We start from the raw sequence: 21076 nt of genomic DNA on the forward strand, positions 1-21076 counted from the left end.
GTGGCCAAACATCGTTTGGAACAGCCCGACCGCGGCAAGGTCGCAAAGAAGGCGGTAATCGCCGGGTCGATCACATTCGGCTCGCTTGCCGCTGCCGCTGGTCCCGCTCTGGCCGCCCCGGTCACCGTGCCCAATGTCGGCACCTTCGAACTACCGGGCGTCGACACCAAGCAGATCCCGGCGCAATTCCAGGAGCACAAGGCTCCGGTCGTCAAGAAGCAGGACGTCGCGAAGGCGCCCGACGCCACGGTCGAGATCCCGAACGTCGGCAAGTTCACGCTTCCGGGTATCAACGACAACCAGATCCCGCCGCAGCTGCGTCCGCAGGGTGGTCGCTCGCTGCTCGCCCCCACGCAGACCGCGGGTGAGAAGGCAGTGCGTGCCGCCGAGTCCAAGATCGGCGCCCCGTACTCGTACGGCGCCGCGGGTCCCGACGCGTTCGACTGCTCCGGACTGACCAGCTGGGCGTTCCGTCAGGCAGGGCTGACGATTCCGCGTGACAGCTACGGGCAGCTCGGTGGAGGTACACCGGTCGCCTCGCTGGCCGCTGCGAAGCCCGGCGACATCCTGGTGTTCAACGGTGGTGGACACGTCGGCCTCTACATCGGCAACGGACAGTTCATCCACGCATCGACCTACGGCGTCCCCGTGAAGAAGGACGTCGTGAAGAATTGGAGTCTGGTCGGTATCCGCCGCTACTGAGCGCGGAAGATTCTGATCGAGAGTTCGTGAGGTCGGGCGGTTCACGTCGAGATACGTGATCCGCCCGACCGGCGGTCTGGGCCGTGACGCTCACGTTAGGGTGGAGCGCGCGGCGTTCTCGTGTCCGCGAGGAGCCAACGAGACCGTCGGCGGTGAGGAGAGTGAACACAGAGTGGTTGCGGGATCGAAGGCGACGAGGCGTCGACCGCATTCGGCAGTGACCGTCGTCGTGATTGCGCTGATCATCGCTGTGGCGCAGGTCTTCTCGATGTCGATCGCGGGACCGTCGCACGCGGAGCCCGCTCGCACACCCGACCAACTCCTCACCGAGTACAAGAAGCTCAGCACCGACGCCGAGAAGTCGTCGGAAGCGATGCACAACGCGCAGATCGAGTACGACAAGCAGCGGAACATCGTCACCACTGCCCGCAAGGACTCGGCGGACGCCCAGAAGAGTCTCGAGACCTCTCGAAAGACTCTCGGCGCGTACCAGAAGCGTGTCGACACGATCGTGCGTGCCAGTTACAAGGGTGCCCGCGTCAACCGGCTCTACGCCGTGCTCGTCAGTGACTCGCCGCAGTCGTTGCTCGACCAGATGTCGGGTCTCGAGGTGATCTCGCGACAGGCGTCGGCAGATCTGACCGGGCTGAAGAAGGCCCGCGCCCAGATGGCGTCGGCGAAGGCGAAGGCCGACCGCACCGCCGCCGAGGCCACCACGGCTGTGTCGGCCGCCGAGCGTGTTCGCGGGGATCTGCAGGCCAAGCAGGCCAATCTCCAACTCCAGGCCGTTCAGGTACGCGCGGTCTACGAGTCGATGACCGGCAAGCAACTCAATGCCCTGCGCGGACCCAAGTTCGATTTCGACCCCCGTGCGGTGCCCAAGGGCACCTCCGCGGCGCTTGCCGCCGTCCAGGCCGCTCTCACCCGGATCGGCGACCCGTACGTCTGGGGCGCAACCGGTCCTGATTCGTTCGACTGCTCGGGGCTCATGGTGTGGGCCTACCAGCAGGCCGGAAAGACTCTCCCGCGCTCGAGTGAGGCCCAGATGGGTTCGGGTACGGCCGTCGATCGCAACGACCTGCAGCCCGGGGACCTGATCATCTATTACCCGGACGCCCACCACGTCGGAATGTACGTCGGCGACGGCTATGTGATCCACGCGTCGACGTTCGGTGTCCCGGTCAAGGTGGTTCCCATCGACCAGGCCGGGCCGTACGCGGCCGCGCGTCGCTACGCGTGATGCGCGGACAGCGTGCATCCTGATCGTTCGGCTGCGCGCGTCGCATGGGTGGTCCTGGCCGCTGCAACGCTGATGGCCGGTGCCTCGGCGTGTTCGTCGGATGAGGGTGTCCGTGCATCGTCGTCGTCGACGGTCTCCACGACGAGCACCAACCCCAACATCTACCTGCAGGAGCGGTCAGAGGGTGTTGCGCGTCTTCTCGACAGCCTGACCACAGCCCTGACCGACGGAGATCGCCGTGCGCTCGACGCCGTCCTCGACGGCACGGCGAGCGAACCTTTCCGGCAATCCCTCGTAGTCGCGTCGCAGAACCTCTCCGACAGCAGCAGCTCGACCGCGGCCACCACAGCGGCATCCACCACAGCGGCATCCACCCAGAGTCCGCCTCGTCGGGGAACTCCGGTGCGGTTCAAGGAGTTCGGATATCGGTTGGCGCCGGTGCAGGGCGCCGAGATCCAGTTGCCCGCCGAGGTGCAGACCAGACTCGCCGCGCAGGGCAGCACCGATACCTGGGTGGCGCCGGTGCAACTGCACTACGCACTCGGAGGTGCAGCGTCGCCCGGCGTCGACGAGCCGACGGTGACCGTTGATCAGGAGTTGGTGGTCGCCCGGTACGGCGACGACTGGAAACTGGTCGGTGACGCAACGCTTCTCGGCGACGAGGCCGCGGCGCAGCAACTGTGGGATCTGCCCGGACTCGAGGCCACCGATGTGCTCACCGGGGGAGGAGCGTCGACAGTGCTCTCGTACCCGGGCACGGACGGGACCGTGGACCGCACGCGTAACGTCCTGCGGCAGTCGGTCTCAGCGGTCACGGCGTTCTGGGGACCGCAATGGCCGCGTCGTGCCGTCGTGGTGGCGACGGCAACGCCTGAGGAGTTCGCCGCGATCGCGCACAGCTCGCCGACGGATACGTCGTCGGCCGCGGCGGCCACCGTGTTCGATCGCGTCGACGGCGACACGGTGGTCGGCCAACGCGTCGTCCTCGCCCCCGCGGCGCAGGAACTGCCGCAACCGGCACTTGCCGTGGTGCTCCGGCACGAACTCACCCACGTCGCCGCGCGGTCGGTGACCGCAAAGGACGCGCCGCTCTGGATCACGGAGGGCGTCGCGGAGTATGTCGGCCGCAAGGGCACCTATGTACGGCTCGACGACGCCGCTCCGGACCTCGCCGCCGCCGTGCGAGCCGGGCAGAGTCCGAATGCACTGCCGTCGGATCAGGAATTCGATGTCGCGTCGGACCGCTCTGCGCTGGCTTACCAAACCGCGTGGGCGCTCGCGGCCTATGTCGCCGACCGCTACGGTGAGGTACGGCTCAAGGCCCTGTATCGAGGGGTCGCGGCGTCGGGAGACGCCGGCCGACAGGACAACGCGATCGTGACCGCGCTCGGCGTCGATCGCAACCGTCTGATCGCCGAATGGCGCGGATGGCTCGCGCAACAGGTTCCGGGATAGGGAGTGCGGTGCGTCGAACTCTGTTGGTGACCAACGATTTTCCGCCACGGGCTGGTGGAATCCAGTCGTACCTGCAGAATCTCGTCGACCTACTTCCCTCCGACGACATCGTCGTTTACGCGTCGCGATGGAAGGGGCATCTGGAATTCGATGCGCAACAGCCCTATCGCGTGTATCGACACGGTACGACGCTGATGCTGCCGACACCGTTCGTCGCCCGCCGGGCTGCCGACATCATTCGTCGCGAAGACATCGAGACCGTGTGGTTCGGCGCTGCTGCGCCCTTGGCGGTGATGGCGCCCGCGCTGCGTCGGGCAGGCGCCAACCGGATCATCGCCAGCACGCATGGCCACGAGGTGGGCTGGTCGATGCTGCCCGGCGCACGCCAGGTGCTGCGCCACATCGGCAATCACACGGACGCGATCACCTACGTCAGCAAGTACACCCGGGATCGGTTTGCTTCGGCATTCGGGCGAAACGCGGCGCTCGAGTACCTGCCGCCGGGTGTCGACACGACCCGGTTCGCGCCGAACCCCCTTGCGCGCCAACAGTTACGTGCGAGACTGTCGCTCGGTGACGCGCCGACCATCCTGTGTCTGTCGCGACTGGTGCCGCGCAAAGGGCAGGACATGTTGATCCGCGCGCTGCCGCTGATCCGCAGGGAGATGCCCGACGTGAAGCTCGTCATCGTCGGGGGCGGGCCCTACGCGGACGCCCTGCATCGTCTCGCGCGCGACGAGGGGGTGACCGACCACGTGATCTTCACGGGCTCGGTTCCCGCAGCGGAACTCGGCGCCTACCACAACATCGCCGACGTTTTCGCCATGCCCGCGCGCACACGCGGTGGCGGACTCGATGTGGAGGGGTTCGGGATCGTCTACCTCGAGGCCTCCGCGACGGGCGTGCCTGTGATCGCCGGACGGTCGGGTGGTGCACCGGAGACGGTCGTCGAAGGCGAGACCGGGACGGTGGTCGACGGCCGCGATGTCCCGGCGATCGCGCTGGCTGCCCTCGCCATGCTCAGCGATCGCGCCGCGGCCGCGGCCATGGGCGCCACCGGCCGCGCGTTCACAGAAGAGAGATGGCAGTGGCGACACATGGCCGCGCGTCTGGAGCAACTGCTCTAGACGCGTGGCGACGGGACTACTTCGTGTACAGCGCGTCGATGTCGTCGGAGAACTTGTCGACCACCACGTTGCGCTTGACCTTCAACGTCGGGGTCATCTCGCCGGTCTCCTCGGAGAAGTCCGACGGCAGGATGCGGAACTTCTTGATCGCCTCGGCGTGTGAGACCGTCTTGTTCGCCTCGTCGACGGCGGCCTGGACCTCGGCGCGAAGTTCGGGGTCGTTGGCCAGTGCGGCGACGTCGGCGTCCGACGGCTTGCCCAAGCGTTCCTTCCAGCCGGGGAACGCCTCGGGGTCGATCGTGATGAGCGCCGAGATGAACGGCTTCTGATCGCCGACGACGACCGCTTGCGACACCAACGGCGCCGAGCGCAGTACGTCCTCGAGGCCTGACGGCGACACGTTCTTGCCGCCTGCGGTCACGATGAGTTCCTTCTTGCGTCCCGTGATCGAGATGAAACCATCGCCGTCGATCTTGCCGAGATCGCCGGTGTGGAACCAGCCGTCTTCGAGTGCCTGATCGGTGGCGTCGGGGTTGTTCCAGTAGCCCTCGAACACCACACCGCCGGAGACCATGACCTCGCCATCTTCTGCGATTCGAACGGTGTTGCCGGCCACGGGTTTTCCGACCGTACCGATCTTGGACTCGCCGGGGGTGTTGACACTGAACGCCGCGGTGGTCTCGGTGAGGCCGTAGCCCTCGTACACCGGGATCCCGACGCCGTTGAAGAAGTGGCCGAGCATCGGGCCGAGTGGTGCGCCTCCGGAGATCGCGAGTTCGCACCGGCCGCCGAGTGCCGCACGCAACTTGCTGTAGACGAGGCGGTCGAACACGGCGTGCTTGACCTTCAGGAGCAGGGGCACGTTGCCCTGCTCCGACTTCTTCGAGTACTCGATCGCGGTCGCGCTCGCGGCGTCGAAGATCTTGCCCTTACCGCCATCGGCGGCCGACTGGCGTGCCGAGTTGTAGACCTTCTCGAAGACGCGTGGCACCGAGAGGATGAGCGACGGCTTGAACTGTCCGAACGTGGTGACGATGTTCTTGGTGTCACCGGTGAAGCCGACCTCGACACCCGCTTCGATCGCGACGAGTGTGATCGCGTGTGCGAGAACATGTGCGAGGGGCAGGAACATCAGCAGCCGCTTGCCGGGGCCGAGGAGAGTGCTCAGGTTGCCCTGCAAGACCCCACGCACCTCGGAGAGCATGTTGGCGTGCGTCAGTTCGCAGCCCTTGGGTCGCCCGGTGGTGCCCGAGGTGTAGATGAGTGTCGACGGGTCGGTCGACTTCAATGCTGCGCGACGCTTCGCGATCTCCTCGTCCTGGATCTCGCGGCCGGCATCGGTGAGCAATTCGACGGCCCCAGGGCCGTTGTCGGTGTCGATCTGGAATACCTTCACCGGGGTGGGTAGATCGCCGACAGCTTCGAACTCGCTGCGATGCCCGTCGTCCTCGACGATGATGGCGGTGGCGCCGGAATCGCGCATGATCCAGTCGATCTGGCCCGACGACGACGAATCGTAGATCGGCACGGTCGTCGCGCCCGCGCACCAGATGGCGAAGTCGAAGAATATCCACTCGAGACGGGTGCGTGACAGGAGCGCGACGCGGTCGCCGGGAGCGACCCCGGACGCGATCAGGCCCTTGGCGAGCGCCGTGATCTGCGCGACCGCCTCGTCGGCTCGTACGGGCACCCATTCGCCGCGTTCCTCGCGGCGGAAGGTCGTCGCAGCGGGAGTGCGCTCGGCGAGGCCGAACAAGATGTCAGTACAGTTCTCGTCCTCCTCGATCGTGAAATCGGCGGGGACGCTGTACTCGTTCATGACGGCACTCATTCGTTATCGACGACCTTTCGCCATCGTTGGCATCAGATACTCGCCGTCAATCGTATCCCGGCCTTTTCACTGCCCAAAACGGCGCCGGGTTTCGGCGACGTCCGGGGCCGACGTGTGAGGTCTCTGTCCGCTCGGACGGCGAGTGTGTGAAGCTAAGAGGCGTGACGAGCATTCAGGTGGCGGATGAGACATTCGTCGCTGCGGCGCCGCAGCTGGTGGCGGCTGTGGTGGGTGATCGCGGGCGATGGCGCGCTTGGTGGCCGGATCTGCGCATCGAGGTCGCCGAGGACCGAGGCGCCGCGGGCATGCGTTGGCGGGTCGGCGGCCCGGTGACGGGAACGATGGAATTCTGGTGCGAACCGGTGCTCGACGGCTTCGTCCTGCACTATTTCCTGCACGCGGAGCCCGTCGGCGACTCGGCGGTGACCGATACGGCCGGGCTCAACCACCGCTACCGGGTGACCGGCAAGCGGGTGTCGTTCGAGATCAAGGACCTGCTCGAATCAGGGCGTGCCCCAGGCGAACCGGCGATCGGCGAAAGCGTGGCGAGCTGATGGCCGACCACACCGAGCGTTCCGTGATCATCAACGCCGACGCCGACGAGGTCATGGCGGTCATCTCCGATTTCGAACACTATCCGGAGTGGGTCACCGCGGCGCGAGAGGTCGAGGTCATCGAACGCGACGCCGACGGCAGGGCGGTGCAGGTGCGCTTCGTCCTCGACGCCGGGGTACTGCAGGACACCTACGTGCTGCGCTACACGTGGGGGTCCGGCGGCGATGAGGTGTCGTGGGTTCTCGTGTCGAGCGACCTGCAGAAGGACCAGCGCGGACGCTATGTCCTCACCCGCCAGGTGCCCGGATCGACCAAGGTGACCTACCAGTTGATGGTCGACCTGCAGGTCCCGATGATCGGCCAGCTCAAGCGGCGTGCTGAGAAGGCGATCACCGACGCTGCGCTCAACGACCTCAAGAAGAGGGTCGAAGACTGATCGATCTGACGCCCATCCACATCGTCTTCGGTCCCGGGGGTTCCGGGGTGACCGTGATCGCGGCCGCGGGCGCGGTGAGTCGGCCGCGCACCCGCGGGCGTGCGCCACTGGGCGCCGACAGGCACACGCTCCTGGTGACCGTCGATCGGTGTTCACCGGTTCCCGACATACTCGGCGTGTTCCGGTCACCGAACGAGATCGTCACCGTGTCTGCGCAGTTGCATCTGCTGTGTCTGGAACGACTGACGTCGGCCACGGCGTCGTGGGGACTGTTCGCCGAACTGCTCACCGACACCGTGCGGCGTTCCAAGATGTCGCTGCCGTTCGTCGACACTCTCGCGGGGATCGACCAGGCCGAGGTGACCTCGCTGCCCGGCATCGAGGACGCTCTGCTGATGCGCAGGATCCGCGACGAGGCGGTCAGCGGGCAGTGGCAGCGCATCGTCGTCGATCTGTCCGGGCTCGGTGACCCGTACGCGATACTCGACGCCCCGTCGATGCTGCGTCAGGCTCTCGACCGGTTGTGGCCGCGACACCGTCGACTGGCGGCTGCCGCCGAGCGGCCCGCGGTCGCGCAGCTGACGACCGCGATCGACGCGATCGATCGCGACTGCGCCGACGTCGCCGAACTGCTGTCCGACCCGCACGCCACAGCGGCGCATCTGGTACTCGGGACCGGTCATCGCGCGGCCCGCGCCCTGCCGCACCATCGCGCGTCGATCGACCTGCTCGGACTGCCGCTGCGCTCGATCCAGCTCGACGAAGCCCTCGCCGAATCGGGGCGTCACGAGTTGGGTGTCGACGACATCGACGTTGCGTCGGGGATCGAGATCCGTCGCGTACCGGCCCTCGACGTACCGCTCGACCGCCCCGCACGGCTCAGGAAGCTGGGGGTTGCGCTGCCGGCACCGTCGGGACGCCCGCACGGCTCGGCAGCGCTCACCGTAGTCGACGACGGAGCGGAAGGACTGGACGTCACCTACGAATTGTCCTGGCCGCAAACACTTCCCGACCCGGACCGCCTGATGCTCGGACGTTCCGGGGACGATCTGCTCGTCACCGTCGACGGGTTGCGGCACTGCGTGCCCCTACCGTCGGTGCTGCGGCGGTGCGTCGTCGACGACGCCGAGTGGGACGGGGAGTCGATACACATCCGATTCCGCCCGGACCCGGCGGTATGGCCTCGACGGTGAGGATGCGGGTACCGTTTCCGTGCACACGTCCCCGGTCGAGAATCGGGACCCGCCACCAGTACAGGAGCAGCCGCCCGAGATGAGCAGCGACGACCGTGGCAACCCGTCGGGGGGACGGGACGCGTCTGGCGAGGGTGACAACGCGTTCAGCGGCGACCCCGTCGGCGATCCGGTACGGGAGTTCGTGCTCGGCATCGCGACCCAGATCGACCATCTGGCCGCGATCATCGGCGGGGGCGGTCAGACGTCGGGTTCCGGCGCGGGGAGCGGCATGGGTGCAGGTTCTGCCCCCGGTTCTCGCCATCAGGCATTCGGCGACGTCGCCGGAGAGATCAGTTCGCTCATCGCCGAGATCGGGGATCTGATCTCCCGGCTGATCGCCACCCTCATCGCCGTGTTGGAGGCCATCGCGACCGCCCTCCGATCCACACCTGCGGCACATGCACCGGCGACGGCGCAGTACCAGCCGATCTCGGTCCGCATCGCGACGGCGCCGCATCGGCCACCGTCCAACACACCACCGCCCCGCACACCACCGCCCCGCACACCACCGCCCCGCACGCCGGCACCCCACACGCCGTTCGGTGCCCCTGATCGCCGCAGACACCTCGACACGGAGACCGAGAAGTGATGGGCGAGTTGACGATCGGCATCGACATCGGAGGAACCAGTGTCCGCGCGTCCGTGGTCGACGACCGTGGACGGATGCTCGACACCCTGCGGGCGGCAACCCCGGGTACGGCGCTCGCACTCGAACACTGCCTCGATCGGCTCGTCGCCGAATTGACCTCGCGCTGGGCGGCGCGTGCCGTCGGACTCGCGGTGGCAGGGTTTCTGACCCCCGACCGCCAGGTCGTCCGATTCGCTCCGCATCTGCCCTGGCGTGAGGCGCGCGTCGCCGAGGAGATGAGTTCGCGGATCGGGTTGCCCGTCGTCACCGAGCACGACGCCAACGCCGCGGCCGTCGCCGAGTTCCGATTCGGTGCGGCAGCGCGTGGGCACAACTCGCTCGTGTTGGCCATCGGTACGGGCATCGGTGCGGGACTGCTCATCGAGGGCGAGATCTACCGCGGAAGCTTCGGTGTCGCGCCGGAGCTCGGCCATCTGACGGTCGTCCCGGACGGCAGGCCGTGCTCGTGCGGCAAGCGGGGCTGTTGGGAAAGGTATTGCAGCGGAACGGCTCTGGTGGACACTGTGGTCGAGTTGCTCGCCGACGGCGACTGGGGGAGAAGCCAACTCGCCGCCGACGTCGCGGCGGATCCGGGTTCGTTGACGGGTCGTCGCGTCGCAGGTGCTGCCGCGGACGGTGACGCCGTCGCGATCGCGGCGTTCGCCGCCTTCGCGGCGTCGCTGGGTCAGGGGTTGGCGATGATCGCCGACATCTTCGACCCCGACCTGATCGTTCTCGCGGGCGGAGTCGGCGCGGCATCCGGGCTGTTCCTCGACGAAGCCCGTGAGCACTACGCGCGGTTGATCACCGGCGCGGGGCACCGCCAACTCGCCCGTATCAGGGGCACCCAACTCGGCGAGAGCGCCGGGGTCATCGGCGCAGCCGAGGTGGCCCGCGCGAGCTTGCGATCCGACGACGCCGCGGTCGGCGGCGCGGGTTGGTCACGTGCGAACTGACGTCACAATCGCTCGTCGAGCGCGCGATCGACGTGCACACGACCGATGCGCCGCACACCCCGGGGCGCTTGAGTAGAGTCATCTCACGACGTCCCGGACGTCGACCGACGGGCTCGCTCACGCAGCCCTCGCGCGACACTTCCGGTGACGGCTTCACGAGTGGCGACGCGGCGAATGATGGAGTGAATCTCAATGTGGTACTACCTGTTCAAGTTCGTTCTCCTCGGACCACTCCTCCGAGTACTCGGGCGTCCCGAGATCGAAGGGCTCGAGAACCTGCCGGAACGGGGCCCCGCCATTCTCGCCAGTAACCACCTGGCCGTGATGGACAGCTTCTTTTTGCCGCTGATGGTGCCGCGTCGGATCTACTTCCTCGCCAAGGCCGAGTATTTCACCGGCACCGGACTCAAGGGCCGTCTCCAGGCGTGGTTCTACACCGCGGTGGGCCAGATCCCGATCGACAGGTCGGGAGCCGAGGCGGCCGCGGGTGCGCTCGAAGCGGCGCGACGCCAACTCGAGGGCGGCGAATTGATGGGTATGTACCCGGAGGGCACGAGGTCGCCGGACGGCAACCTCTACAAGGGCAAGACCGGTCTCGCTCGCGTCGCGCTCGACACCGGCGTTCCCGTGATCCCGGTCGCGATGATTGGCACGAACACCTTCAACCCGCCCGGGACCATCCTGCCGCGGCCGACCAAGGTCAAGGTGCGGATCGGCAAACCTCTCAACTTCGCCCGCTACGAAGGCATGCAGGGCAATCGGTTCATCGAGCGAGCGGTGACCGACGAGATCATGTACGAACTGATGCAGCTGTCGGGTCAGCAATACGTCGACATCTACGCCGCCACGCTCAAGGACCCGAAGCCCGACCAGCAGTCGCAGGCGTCGGCGGGTGAGGCGTCGGCTGCCTGATCGGCTCTATCGTCGGAACTGCGCTCAGGCCGAGCGGATCTCGGCGAGGGGCTTGTCTGTCTCGCGCGCGGAGCTTCCGGCCGGGGAGTACGGCAGCAACCAGATCACGAAGAGTGCCGCGATGCCCCAGAGCGAGAATGCGTTGCCGACGAGGTGGTCGACGGCGGTCCACTGCTTGGCGACCATCGGCAGGAACTGATACGGACCGATGGCGAAGATCAGCACACCGCTCACCGCGACGGCGGTGTAGGCGACGTACGCACGCCGCGACCCGGTCCGTGCGGCCACGACCAGGCTCGTCAGGATCAGCGGGATCGACCACACCCAGTGATGCGCCCACGAGGTCGGCGAGACGAGCAGGCCCCAGACGGCGACGGCGCAGGTGGCCAGCAAGGCGTTGACGCGCCCCGATCGCCCGGCGCCCGGCGCGAACGCCGTCGCCGGCCTGCAGGCGAACAGTGCGGCGCCCGCCAGAGCGGTAACCGCCAGTGAACTCAGCACCCAGGCGAGTTGCGCAGCGCTCGGTTCCGGGATCAGCCGTATCCACATGGCGTTGAGGTTCTGGTTGATGCGGCCTGCCGGATCGCCTATCCGGGTGGTGTGGAACAGGGTGTGTGTCCAGTACCCCCACGAGTCCGACGGCATCCAGATCCAGGCCAGCGCGCCCGCGGCGACGAAAGTTCCGATCGCCGTGGCGACGGCACGCCAGCGGCGGGCAGAGGCGAAGAGCACGATGAAGACCAGTGGCGTGAGCTTGATCGCCGACGCCAGACCGACCAAAACACCCTGCAAAGAGCCCAGCGTGCGACGTCGGCCCCGGCCGACGAGGAAGACGTCGACGATGATCATCGCCATGAGGATCACGTTGATCTGACCGAAACCGAGTGTCATCCACATCGGGTTGAGCCAGACGGCCCCCGTCGAGACGACCAACGCGAGCCACCACCGGTTGCCGCTGCTGCCGACGGACAGCACTCTCAGCACGATGTGTATGACGACGACGAGCAGCCCGATCGTGATCAGCGACATGAGTACGCCCGCGACCGTGAGCGTCATCGCACCGAGCGGGACGAACGTCATCGCGGCGAACGGCGGGTAGGTGAACGGGAGCCAGATGCCGTCGCTGGTGAACGGCATCGAGCCGTCGGCATAGAGACTCTGACCCTGCTGCCAGATCTGTGCGCCGAGTCGGTAGACGTCGAGGTCGATACGTGTTCTGGTGCCGAAACTGCTGGTGAACGGCACACCGATCATCTGGAACAGCGACGACACGACAAATGTGACGACGATGGACGCGCGCGCCGACCGCGAGGGAACCCATCGACCCAGCCGGGTGTCGGCGGCGCTGCAGAGTGTGGGCATCGGTGGCCTTTGTGTCGGTCCCGCGTCGGGGGTGTTCGGGTCGGTCGGGTGTCGGTGTGCGCGGTCGGTGGCGAATACTTGCCGGTATGCGATTCTTCTACGACTCGGAGTTTATCGAGGACGGCCGCACGATCGATCTCATATCCATCGGTGTCGTCGCAGAGGACGGTCGTGAATATTATGCGGTGTCGACCGAGTTCGACCCCGGGCGCGCCGGTGCATGGGTACGTGCGAACGTCCTTCCGAAGCTCCCGTCGCCGTCGTCGCCGCTGTGGAAGTCGCGCGCCCGAATCCGTGAGGAGTTGCTGCAGTTCCTCACCGAGGAGGGCAACGACGTCGAACTCTGGGCATGGGTCGGTGCCTACGATCACGTCGTCTTGTGCCAGCTCTGGGGGCCGATGACCGAGTTGCCGCGCGCGATTCCGCGCTTCACGCGTGAACTCAAGCAGCACTGGGAGGCAGCCGGACGCCCATCGCTACCGCCCGCGCCCGACGATGCTCACGACGCACTCAGTGATGCTCGACACAATGCGCGGAAATGGGAGGCCATCGAGCGAGCGCGATCGTGAGGACGCCGCGCGGCGGCGCCCGGGCTGCACGGGACCGACCTGAAGGGCCGACGGTGCAGCCCATTACGCTGGAGGGGTGGTGAACTGGACCGTAGACGTTCCGATCGACGAACTCCCCGAACTGCCCCCGCTGCCCGGCGACCTGCAGGCGCGTTTCGCAGACGCGATGAGCAGACCCGCGCTACAGCAACCGAGCTGGGACCCCGAGGATGCCCACCGGATGCGCACGGTACTCGAGAGTGTCCCGCCGATCTGTATGCCCGCCGAGGTCGAGGCGCTCTCGTCGCAATTGGCCGACGTCGCCGAGGGGCGGGCGTTTCTGCTCCAGGGCGGCGACTGCGCTGAGACGTTCGCAGACAACACCGAACCGCACATCAAGGGCAACATCCGTACGTTGCTGCAGATGGCCGTCGTGCTGACCTACGGTGCAAGCCTGCCCGTCGTGAAGGTCGCCCGGATCGCGGGCCAGTATGCCAAGCCGCGTTCGGCCGATGTCGACGCGCTCGGACTGAAGTCGTATCGCGGCGACATGGTCAACGGTTTCCCGCCGGTCGAGACTGCGCGCGCACACGACCCCTCCAGGCTTGTCCGCGCCTACGCCAACGCCTCGGCGGCGATGAATCTGGTGCGCGCACTGACCGGCGCGGAGGCCGATCTGCGGCGCGTGCACGACTGGAATCGGGAGTTCGTCCGGACATCACCCGCGGGTGCGCGGTACGAGGCCCTGGCGGGAGAGATCGACCGCGGGCTGAAGTTCATGGACGCCTGTGGCGTCACCGACTCGAGTCTGAAGTCCGCCGCGATCTTCGCCTCCCACGAGGCGCTCGTACTCGACTACGAACGCGGGATGCTCCGGCTCGCCGACAACCCCGACGCCGCGGATCCCGACACGGCAGGCGACGACCACAGGGTCGACGAGAAGGTGCTCTACGACCTGTCCGCGCACTTCCTCTGGATCGGTGAGCGCACCCGCCAGCTCGACGGTGCGCACGTCGCGTTCGCCGAGCTCATCCGTAATCCGATCGGAGTCAAGATCGGCCCGACGACCACGCCGGAACAGGCCGTCGAGTACGTCGAGCGACTCGACCCGCACAACCGTCCGGGCAGACTGACCATCGTGGCGCGCATGGGCAACTCGAAGATCCGGGAAGTGCTCCCACCGATCGTCAGCGCGGTCGAGGCAACAGGGCACAAGGTGATCTGGCAGTCCGATCCGATGCACGGCAACACCCACACGTCGCCGACCGGATACAAGACCCGCCATTTCGATCGCGTCGTCGACGAGGTGCAGGGATTCTTCGAGGTCCACCGTGCACTCGGTACCCATCCGGGCGGGATTCACGTCGAACTGACCGGTGAGGACGTGACCGAGTGTCTCGGTGGCGCCCAGGACATCTCGGATCTCGATCTGTCCGGCCGGTACGAGACCGCATGCGATCCACGGCTCAACACCCAGCAGTCCCTCGAACTGGCGTTCCTCGTCGCGGAGATGCTGCGCGGGTAGTCCGCGATCAGCCGACGAGCAGCGCCCCTGCCCACCAACCGACCGAACCGACTCCCGCGGCCACCAGCAGGACGACGGTCAGCCAGATCAGTGCTTGCAACCGCCCTCGTCCCGGGTCGTGGGCTGGCGGCCCGTCGTCGACTCTCGGCTCGGGAATCACCGTGGGGCGCTTGGTGGTCGAGGGAGGCGCGTCGGGCTCGTGTCCACGTGCCACCACCGAGGGCGCGACGGATTGCTGGACGGTTGCCGGTACCGAGCGGGGTCGTTGCGGGGCGACAGCGGCCGCATGTGCCGCGCGGATCCGCGTCATCGTCTCCCGTTCCGCCGATCGTCGCGGCGCGGGAACGGTGAACGGCGGGAGGTCGAGATCGTCGGCCGCTGCCAGCAGGGCCTCGCGCATCTCGAATGCATCGTTGTACCGGTCGGATGGCCGACGCTCGGTGGCGCGCAGGATCACCTCGTCGATCTCCTCCGGGACGCCGTCGATCACGTCGCCGGGCGCCGGAACGTCGTAGCTGAGTCGCTGATAAGCGAGGGCCAGCGGCGAGTCGCCGTGGAAAGGTGTTCTGCCGGTGAGTAATTCGAACATCATGACGCCAATGGAGTAGACGTCGCTTCTGGCGTCGGCGTCGGTCGACTCGACCTGCTCGGGTGACAGATAAGCTGCGGTGCCCAGGATGACACTCGCCGACGTGACACCTGCCTCCGCGACCGCGCGTACCAGACCGAAGTCGGCGACCTTGACCTCACCGGCGTCGGAGATGAGGACGTTCTCGGGTTTGACGTCACGGTGGACCAGGCCGGCCCGGTGCGCGGTGCCGAGTCCACCGAGCACGGGATCGGCGACCGCCACGACCGCGTGCGGCGGCATCGGGCCGCGCTCGCGGAGTAGCTCGCGCAGGCTTCCGCCCTCGACGAGTTCCATCACGAGAAATGCGATGCCGTCGTCGATTCCCTGGTCGTACACCGAGACCAGCCCCGGGTGCTTGAGCCCCGCGACCGCTCGAGCCTCGAACTCGAAGCGCTGCAGGAACTGTGGGTCGCCCGAATAGCGTCGATCCATCACCTTGACCGCCACATCGCGCCCGAGCCGCAGGTCGATGCCGAGATACACCGCCGACATCCCCCCGCGCGCGATCGGTGCATCGAGACGGTAGCGGCCCTCGAGGACCGTACCGAGCAAGACGTCGACCGGGCTGTTCACGTCGTCGAATCTACCCGGCGTCACCGTCGCGAAGCCCGCACACATACTGTCGTGGCGCGCGTGACGGCGCTCCGACTGTGCACAGCGGGAGAACCTTCTCGGTGGTCGAGGTGAAACGGTAATCTCAGGCGCGTGAGTTCTCTGCCCCTCTCGAGTGACGTTCTTCCCACCGACACCGCCACCTATTCCCTCGACGAGGTCGCAGCTCGGCTGCACGTCTCGGCGAACAAAGTGCGCAACCTGATCCGTGATCATCACCTACTCGCCGTCTCGCGCGACGGCCAACCCGCGGTGCCGCGCGTGTTCTTCGACGACGAGGGCATCACCAAGCATTTCATCGGCCTCGTCGACGTGCTGCTCGACGGCGGCTACACGCGCGACGAGGTGATGTCGTGGCTGTTCACCGAACAGGACGACCTCGGACTTACCCCCGCCGACGCCCTGCACACCCACTCGGCCCGGGAAGTCATCCGTCGCGCGCAGGCACAGGCGTTCTGACCCCCCAGACCCGACGCGCGAGCGCACCGATCCGCAGGGGATCGGTGCGCATCACCGACGCCCCGGCGAGGCCGGCGAGGGCCAACGCCAACAGCGTTTCGGGCAGCTTGTAGAACAGGATCGAGTCGTCGGGCTGGAAGACGATCAGCATGAAGGTCGAGACACCGACGACCACCGCCCGCACCCAACGCGGCAGGGTGAAGGCCACGGCCAGGCACAGCACCCACGTGTAGTACCAGGGCAGCGTCGACGGCTCGAGCAGGACCACGGCGAGCATCGCGAGCACGATCCCCGCCATGGCCTCGCGCTCGGAATGCCGTTGACGCCACCACAACACGACGAGTACGACCGCGAGCAGAGCCTCGCCGACGACGCGCGTCACGGGAAGCACCGATTGGAGATTGAGCGCGGTGAACGGAGCCGCGACCAGGGTCACCAGATGTGCGATCACCGTCGGCAGCGTGAACCAGTTCACGATGCGGTCCGCCCAGCCCAAACCGGTGAGCCAGCCGAGTCCGAGACCGACGAGCGCCGTCCACGCCGCGAACACCGCGACGGTGACACCCGCGATCGCAGCCGACACCGCGGCCACGTCGCGCGCGCCCACCCGGCGGCGTTGCCGTATGTGCGCCAACCAGATCCACAACACGAACGGGATCGCGACACCCGCGGTGACCTTGATCGAGACCGCACATCCGAGGAGCACGAGGCCGCCGACATGTCGTCCGGTGACGACCAGCGTCATCCCCGCGGCCAGGACACCCATCATGAGCAGTTCGACATGCGGACCGCCGACGAGATGGATCAGTACGAGCGGATTGAACAGTGCCAGCCACAGACCGGCGGCGGGCGACGCCCCGAAGTGACGCGCGAGACGTGGAATCGCCCAGAGCGACAACAGGAGTCCCGGCACGAGAACGAGGCGCATCACGAGCACGCCGAGGATGACGTGATCGCCGGTCACAGCGACCACCATCCGTGTCACCCACACGAATAGCGGGCCGTAGGGCGCGGTCGTCGACGCCCAGACCTGCGCCATGCTGTCGACGAGCGGGCCGGGGTTGTGGGCGGGCCCGTCGGCGTACGGCGAGAAGCCTGCTCGGAACAGTGCACCCTGGCCGAGGTAGGCGTAGACGTCGCGGCTGTAGAGCGGCACGGTCACCATCAGGGGTGCCGCCCACGCGAGCACCCACCTGCGTAGGTGCAGCCTGCTGTGATCGGTCGCCGTGTCGCACAGGACTCGCCCCAACCGTATCCAGGCGACCACCATCAGTGCGACGCCCACCCAGAACGTGATGCCGCACAGAGATTTCCCGTGCCCATAGGTGAGCCAACTGAGGCCGGTCTCGGTCAGTATCGGGTGGTTACGGGGAATGTCGGCGACGCCGAAACCTCCGAGGCACACCAGGATCGAGCCGATCAGGCCTGCCCACAATGCGCGCATCAACCTCGCTCGCGTCATCGATTGCGAATCCGAACTCACCTCATGCCCACCCCGGGTGCCCACTCAGGCGCTGCGATGCGCCATGCGTCGCGCGACGTCGACGAGATCGGTGTACACGGCGTCGTCGATGTCGGTGTTCTCGAGGGTCGTGATGGCGGAGTCGAGCAACGTGTCGATCGTGCGCTCGATGTCGGCGACAGCGCCGACATCGGTCAGAATGCCGCGCGCAGTGGTCAATTCGTCGGGTGACAGCTCGGTTCCGAGTACCGACCGCAGTGCGTCGCCGAGGGCGGGGTCGCGTTCGTCGGCGCGGGCGAGTCCCAACGCCAGCAGCGCGGTCCGCTTGCCTGCCGCGAGATCGTCGCCCGACGGTTTTCCGGTGCGTTCGGGGTCTCCGAACACGCCGAGCAGATCGTCTTGTAACTGAAAGGCGATTCCGAGATCGTGTCCGACCGACCGTAATTGGTCGATGAGCTCCTCGGACGCACCTGCGACACGTGCGCCGAGTTCCAGCGGCCGTGCGACCGTGTATGCCGCCGTCTTGAACTCCATCACGCGGTATGCCGCCTCGGCCGACTCCTCGCCGCTGACCTCGTTGACGATGTCGAGGACCTGGCCGCCGAGCACCTCCGTGCGCATGGCGGCCCAGGTGGCGATCACCCCCGGCGGCAGGGGGGTCACGTCGGCTCCGGCGATGGGCCGTCCCGCGGGGGAGAGGGTCGCGGGCGCGTAGCCGTGGACGAGGTCGTCGGCCCAGGCGAGGGCGAAATCGCCTGCGAGGATCGCCGACGCGATGCCGTGGTCGGCGGCGTCGCCGCGCCAGCCGGAATCGCGGTGGCCGCGCTCGAACACCCGATGCACCGTCGGTCGGCCACGTCGTGTGTCGGAGGCGTCGATGATGTCGTCGTGGATCAGTGCACATGCCTGCACGAGTTCGAGTGCTGCGCAGATCCGCAACGCATCCGAGTCGGTCGATCCGGTCGGCACCCGCGCGGGGTCACCGTTGCCGGCCTGCCATCCGGCGAAGGCGAAGACCGGGCGGATGCGCTTGCCGCCCGAGAGTACGAAATCGGCTACGACCTGCGCCGACGACCCGACGACAGGCGAGATTGCCGCCGATGTGGACACCGCGGTGTCGAGAAAGTCGCGCAGGACTGCCTCGACGGCGTCGGGAACCTCGGCGAGGCGCGTTGGCACGGGAGCGGTCGAGGTCACGTGTCACAGGCTAGCCCGTACACTGGTCCGGTGAATTCATCCGCCCCGGTGCCGTCTGTCGTCGAGCGACTCTCCGCACCCCGGCCGGGTCCCGTGCCCTTCTCGGTCGAGTTCCTTCCGCCGAAGGATGCCGACGCCGAGGCGCGCATGTGGCGTGCGGTCCGCGTCTTCGAGAGGCTCGACCCCGCATTCGTCTCGTTGACCTACGGCGCGGGTGGCAGCACCCGCGACCGCACCGTGCGGATCGCCGGACAATTGGCGACGGAGACCACGCTGGTGCCTGTGGCGCACCTCACCGCGGTGAATCACTCCATCTCGGAACTGCGTTCGTTGGTCGGAGCGTATGCCGACAAGGGGATCACCAATATCCTCGCGCTGCGTGGCGATCCGCCCGGCGACCCGCTCGGCGAATGGGTCAAGCACCCCCAGGGGGTTTCTTACGCGGAAGAACTCGTCGAGCTCATCGGCGGGCTCGGTCAGTTCCACGTCGGTGTCGCGTCATTCCCCGAGGGTCATCACCGTGCTCCCGACCTCGACCACGACACCCGTGTTCTGGTGAGCAAGCTGCGCACTGGCGCGGAGTACTCGGTGACCCAGCTGTTCTTCGACGTCGACTTCTATCTGCGCCTGCGCGACCGGGTCGCGGCCGCAGACCCCGAGCAGGGTGCGAAGCCGATCATCCCCGAGATTCTCCCGATCACGTCGTTGGCCTCGGTCCGGCGCATGGTCGAGCTCTCGGGTTCGGTGTTGCCGGCGAGCGTCGAGCAACGGTTGATCGCCGCGGCGGGTTCCGGCGATCAGGAGGACCGCGCGGCCGTGCGCGCCGTCGGCATCGACATCGCCACCGAGATGTCTCAGCGACTGATCGCCGAAGGCGCTCCCGGGCTGCACTTCATCAGCCTCAATTTCGCGAAGGCCACCTGCGAGGTCCTCGACCGCCTCGGTGTCGACACCGCCGACGCACTGCCCCTGGTGTCGTCGACCTAGCGGTTTCGTCGACCTAGCGGTTTCGTCGACCTAGCGGTCTCGTCGAGCGAGTGGTGTCGTCGACCTAGCGCTCGTGCGTCTCGCCGGGTTCGGTCGTTCCCGGCTCTCCGTCGCCCGGTGCGGTGCTCACTGCTGTGGGCCCTGGTCGGGGGGCGTCGTCGCTCGCAACGGATGACGAGGCAGCCGATGCCGGAGCATCCGATGGCGAGGCCGCGGATGTCCCCGCGGTCGCCGTGGCCTGTGTCTTGGCGGCTGTGGTGTTGGCGCCTGTTTTCCTACCGGCGGGACCGGTGGTGGTCGAGGATTTGGGGGCCGTGGGCCGTGTGCTGCGCGGCCTGCCGGGGCGCGGACTCGTGTCCCGATGTGTGTAGGCCAGCCAGATGATGAGTGCAACGACCAACAGGCACACGATCACCAGGAGCCACGTCCATCCCTTGAACGCGGCCGTGGCGGGGTCGGGATAGGTCGCGTCGGCGATGAACTCGGTGACCTTGCCCGGTTGGGGAGTCCACGTGACCGACGTCTCCGAATCCTGCTGCTGCACGTTGCTCGCGGTGATGGGGCCTGCGAATGCCAGCGTGAACTTCAGGTAGTCGCGCTCCTCGAGCCCGTTGAGATCGGCACTCCCGCGGAAGCGCACCACGTCGCCGTTGCGCTTCGCGTTGAGTTCCATCGTCATCGACGTGTCGCCGAATGCGTTGGCGACGATGTCCCCGAGTTGACTGAGCTGACCCGACGTCAGATCGGAGAAGGTCGCCCTGGTGCCGACCCGCGTCGCGCCCTGGCCCGTGGTGCCCGGCTGCGTCGTCGCAGACGGAGTAGCCGGTGCCGAAGCGCCGGGGGAGGGACTCGCAGACTCGTTGCCCTGGGGCCCTTCCCGATAGTCCGACGTCGACACGTTGTTCTTCATGGACTCGGGAATATCGAGGCGTGGCGCTCCGCTGGGATTGTCCGGCGACGTCGCCACGATGATCGTGCCGGCGTAGCGGTCGCCGACGGTGGTCGAACGTGTCAGACAGCCCGACAGCAGCGGCATTGCCGTCAACAGGATCAGCAACGACGCCACGGTGGTGATGCCGGACCGCCGAGGAGATCGCGACCTCTCTCGACCGACTGCCTCACCGCGGGTCCGCGAGGGGAATCCGCGCGTCGGGTCGTGTGGTCGTCGCATGGTTGCCGGCTGCACGTGCTCATCGTGCCAGAAGGGTGCCGAGAC

Annotated in this window: 20 protein-coding genes; 14 read left to right on the forward strand and 6 right to left on the reverse strand. The window is 67.2% G+C overall.

Going from position 1 to position 21076, the window contains the following annotated elements; genetic code table 11:
- The 4 genes from LK459_RS19265 (at position 1) to LK459_RS19280 (ending at position 4524) form a co-directional block, all read left to right on the forward strand.
- Positions 1–702, forward strand: a complete 702-nt coding sequence (locus LK459_RS19265; protein ID WP_007237770.1) for a C40 family peptidase — start codon at positions 1–3, stop codon at positions 700–702.
- A gap of 268 nt (positions 703–970) precedes the next feature.
- A complete protein-coding gene (locus LK459_RS19270) occupies positions 971–1942 on the forward strand; it encodes a C40 family peptidase (protein ID WP_227923875.1) in 972 nt (323 codons plus the stop codon).
- A gap of 12 nt (positions 1943–1954) precedes the next feature.
- The gene (locus LK459_RS19275) at positions 1955–3397 is read left to right on the forward strand and encodes a peptidase MA family metallohydrolase (RefSeq protein WP_227920110.1); all 1443 of its coding nucleotides are present in this window, start codon (positions 1955–1957) and stop codon (positions 3395–3397) included.
- 8 nt (positions 3398–3405) lie between these two features.
- Positions 3406–4524 carry a glycosyltransferase family 4 protein gene (locus LK459_RS19280; protein WP_227920111.1) on the forward strand — a complete coding sequence of 373 codons (1119 nt, stop codon included), beginning with the start codon at positions 3406–3408 and terminating at the stop codon, positions 4522–4524.
- A gap of 16 nt (positions 4525–4540) precedes the next feature.
- On the opposite strand, the gene LK459_RS19285 is transcribed toward LK459_RS19280, so the two are convergent.
- The gene (locus LK459_RS19285) at positions 4541–6343 is read right to left on the reverse strand and encodes an AMP-dependent synthetase/ligase (RefSeq protein ID WP_227920113.1); all 1803 of its coding nucleotides are present in this window, start codon (positions 6341–6343) and stop codon (positions 4541–4543) included.
- Positions 6344–6501: 158 nt separating this feature from the next.
- Here LK459_RS19285 and LK459_RS19290 point away from each other — a divergent pair, with 158 nt between their 5' ends.
- From LK459_RS19290 to LK459_RS19315, 6 genes are all read left to right on the forward strand, one after another.
- Positions 6502–6909 carry a hypothetical protein gene (locus LK459_RS19290; RefSeq protein ID WP_227920114.1) on the forward strand — a complete coding sequence of 136 codons (408 nt, stop codon included), beginning with the start codon at positions 6502–6504 and terminating at the stop codon, positions 6907–6909.
- Complete coding sequence (locus LK459_RS19295; protein WP_007237776.1) at positions 6909–7346, forward strand: SRPBCC family protein; 438 nt, start codon at positions 6909–6911, stop codon at positions 7344–7346. Before LK459_RS19290 ends, LK459_RS19295 begins: the two co-directional genes overlap by 1 nt.
- A gap of 20 nt (positions 7347–7366) precedes the next feature.
- On the forward strand, positions 7367–8539 hold the full coding sequence (locus LK459_RS19300; protein WP_227923877.1) for an ArsA family ATPase: 1173 nt from the start codon (positions 7367–7369) through the stop codon (positions 8537–8539).
- Positions 8540–8618: 79 nt separating this feature from the next.
- Positions 8619–9170, forward strand: a complete 552-nt coding sequence (locus tag LK459_RS19305) for a hypothetical protein (RefSeq protein ID WP_227920116.1) — start codon at positions 8619–8621, stop codon at positions 9168–9170.
- Positions 9170–10165 (forward strand): ROK family protein, encoded by a 996-nt coding sequence (locus tag LK459_RS19310; protein WP_007237779.1) that lies wholly within the window; start codon positions 9170–9172, stop codon positions 10163–10165. The genes LK459_RS19305 and LK459_RS19310 overlap by 1 nt, the downstream gene beginning before the upstream one ends.
- 192 nt (positions 10166–10357) lie before the next feature.
- On the forward strand, positions 10358–11077 hold the full coding sequence (locus LK459_RS19315; protein WP_227920117.1) for a lysophospholipid acyltransferase family protein: 720 nt from the start codon (positions 10358–10360) through the stop codon (positions 11075–11077).
- 24 nt (positions 11078–11101) lie between these two features.
- Here LK459_RS19315 and LK459_RS19320 read toward each other — a convergent pair whose 3' ends face one another.
- Positions 11102–12439, reverse strand: coding sequence for a glycosyltransferase 87 family protein (locus LK459_RS19320; RefSeq protein ID WP_227920119.1), 1338 nt, complete (start codon positions 12437–12439; stop codon positions 11102–11104).
- An 86-nt stretch (positions 12440–12525) separates the two neighbouring features.
- Here LK459_RS19320 and LK459_RS19325 point away from each other — a divergent pair, with 86 nt between their 5' ends.
- Positions 12526–13008: a polyadenylate-specific 3'-exoribonuclease AS gene (locus LK459_RS19325; protein ID WP_227920121.1), complete on the forward strand. Its 483-nt coding sequence runs from the start codon at positions 12526–12528 to the stop codon at positions 13006–13008.
- A gap of 76 nt (positions 13009–13084) precedes the next feature.
- Positions 13085–14512 (forward strand): class II 3-deoxy-7-phosphoheptulonate synthase, encoded by a 1428-nt coding sequence (locus LK459_RS19330; protein WP_227920122.1) that lies wholly within the window; start codon positions 13085–13087, stop codon positions 14510–14512.
- A 7-nt stretch (positions 14513–14519) separates the two neighbouring features.
- On the opposite strand, the gene LK459_RS19335 is transcribed toward LK459_RS19330, so the two are convergent.
- A complete protein-coding gene (locus tag LK459_RS19335) occupies positions 14520–15716 on the reverse strand; it encodes a protein kinase domain-containing protein (RefSeq protein ID WP_227920124.1) in 1197 nt (398 codons plus the stop codon).
- A gap of 132 nt (positions 15717–15848) precedes the next feature.
- Between LK459_RS19335 and LK459_RS19340 the strand changes: the two genes are divergently transcribed.
- On the forward strand, positions 15849–16214 hold the full coding sequence (locus LK459_RS19340; RefSeq protein ID WP_007237785.1) for an Rv2175c family DNA-binding protein: 366 nt from the start codon (positions 15849–15851) through the stop codon (positions 16212–16214).
- Here LK459_RS19340 and LK459_RS19345 read toward each other — a convergent pair.
- Positions 16183–17658, reverse strand: a complete 1476-nt coding sequence (locus LK459_RS19345; RefSeq protein WP_265416880.1) for an alpha-(1->6)-mannopyranosyltransferase A — start codon at positions 17656–17658, stop codon at positions 16183–16185. The two genes, LK459_RS19340 and LK459_RS19345, sit on opposite strands and share 32 nt — an antisense overlap.
- A 63-nt stretch (positions 17659–17721) precedes the next feature.
- Positions 17722–18873 carry a polyprenyl synthetase family protein gene (locus LK459_RS19350; RefSeq protein WP_227920126.1) on the reverse strand — a complete coding sequence of 384 codons (1152 nt, stop codon included), beginning with the start codon at positions 18871–18873 and terminating at the stop codon, positions 17722–17724.
- Between LK459_RS19350 and LK459_RS19355 the strand changes: the two genes are divergently transcribed.
- Positions 18874–19860 carry a methylenetetrahydrofolate reductase gene (locus LK459_RS19355; protein ID WP_407648649.1) on the forward strand — a complete coding sequence of 329 codons (987 nt, stop codon included), beginning with the start codon at positions 18874–18876 and terminating at the stop codon, positions 19858–19860.
- A 64-nt stretch (positions 19861–19924) separates the two neighbouring features.
- Here the strand turns inward: LK459_RS19355 and LK459_RS19360 are convergent, their stop codons facing one another.
- Complete coding sequence (locus tag LK459_RS19360; RefSeq protein WP_227920130.1) at positions 19925–20926, reverse strand: LppM family (lipo)protein; 1002 nt, start codon at positions 20924–20926, stop codon at positions 19925–19927.
- Between the last annotated feature and the right edge of the window lie 150 nt (positions 20927–21076).

Source organism: Gordonia otitidis (assembly GCF_020735545.1).
GTDB classification, from domain to species: Bacteria; Actinomycetota; Actinomycetes; order Mycobacteriales; family Mycobacteriaceae; genus Gordonia; species Gordonia otitidis.

Coding starts and splice junctions, on each gene's coding strand:
- LK459_RS19315 (WP_227920117.1), top strand. CDS start 10,358: ATGTGGTACTACCTGTTCAAGTTCGTTCTCCTCGGACCACTCCTCCGA.
- LK459_RS19270 (WP_227923875.1), top strand. CDS start 971: ATGTCGATCGCGGGACCGTCGCACGCGGAGCCCGCTCGCACACCCGAC.
- LK459_RS19285 (WP_227920113.1), bottom strand. CDS start 6,343: ATGAACGAGTACAGCGTCCCCGCCGATTTCACGATCGAGGAGGACGAG.
- LK459_RS19325 (WP_227920121.1), top strand. CDS start 12,526: ATGCGATTCTTCTACGACTCGGAGTTTATCGAGGACGGCCGCACGATC.
- LK459_RS19320 (WP_227920119.1), bottom strand. CDS start 12,439: ATGCCCACACTCTGCAGCGCCGCCGACACCCGGCTGGGTCGATGGGTT.
- LK459_RS19345 (WP_265416880.1), bottom strand. CDS start 17,658: ATGCGCGCATTGTGGGCAGGCCTGATCGGCTCGATCCTGGTGTGCCTC.
- LK459_RS19305 (WP_227920116.1), top strand. CDS start 8,619: ATGAGCAGCGACGACCGTGGCAACCCGTCGGGGGGACGGGACGCGTCT.
- LK459_RS19310 (WP_007237779.1), top strand. CDS start 9,170: ATGGGCGAGTTGACGATCGGCATCGACATCGGAGGAACCAGTGTCCGC.
- LK459_RS19295 (WP_007237776.1), top strand. CDS start 6,909: ATGGCCGACCACACCGAGCGTTCCGTGATCATCAACGCCGACGCCGAC.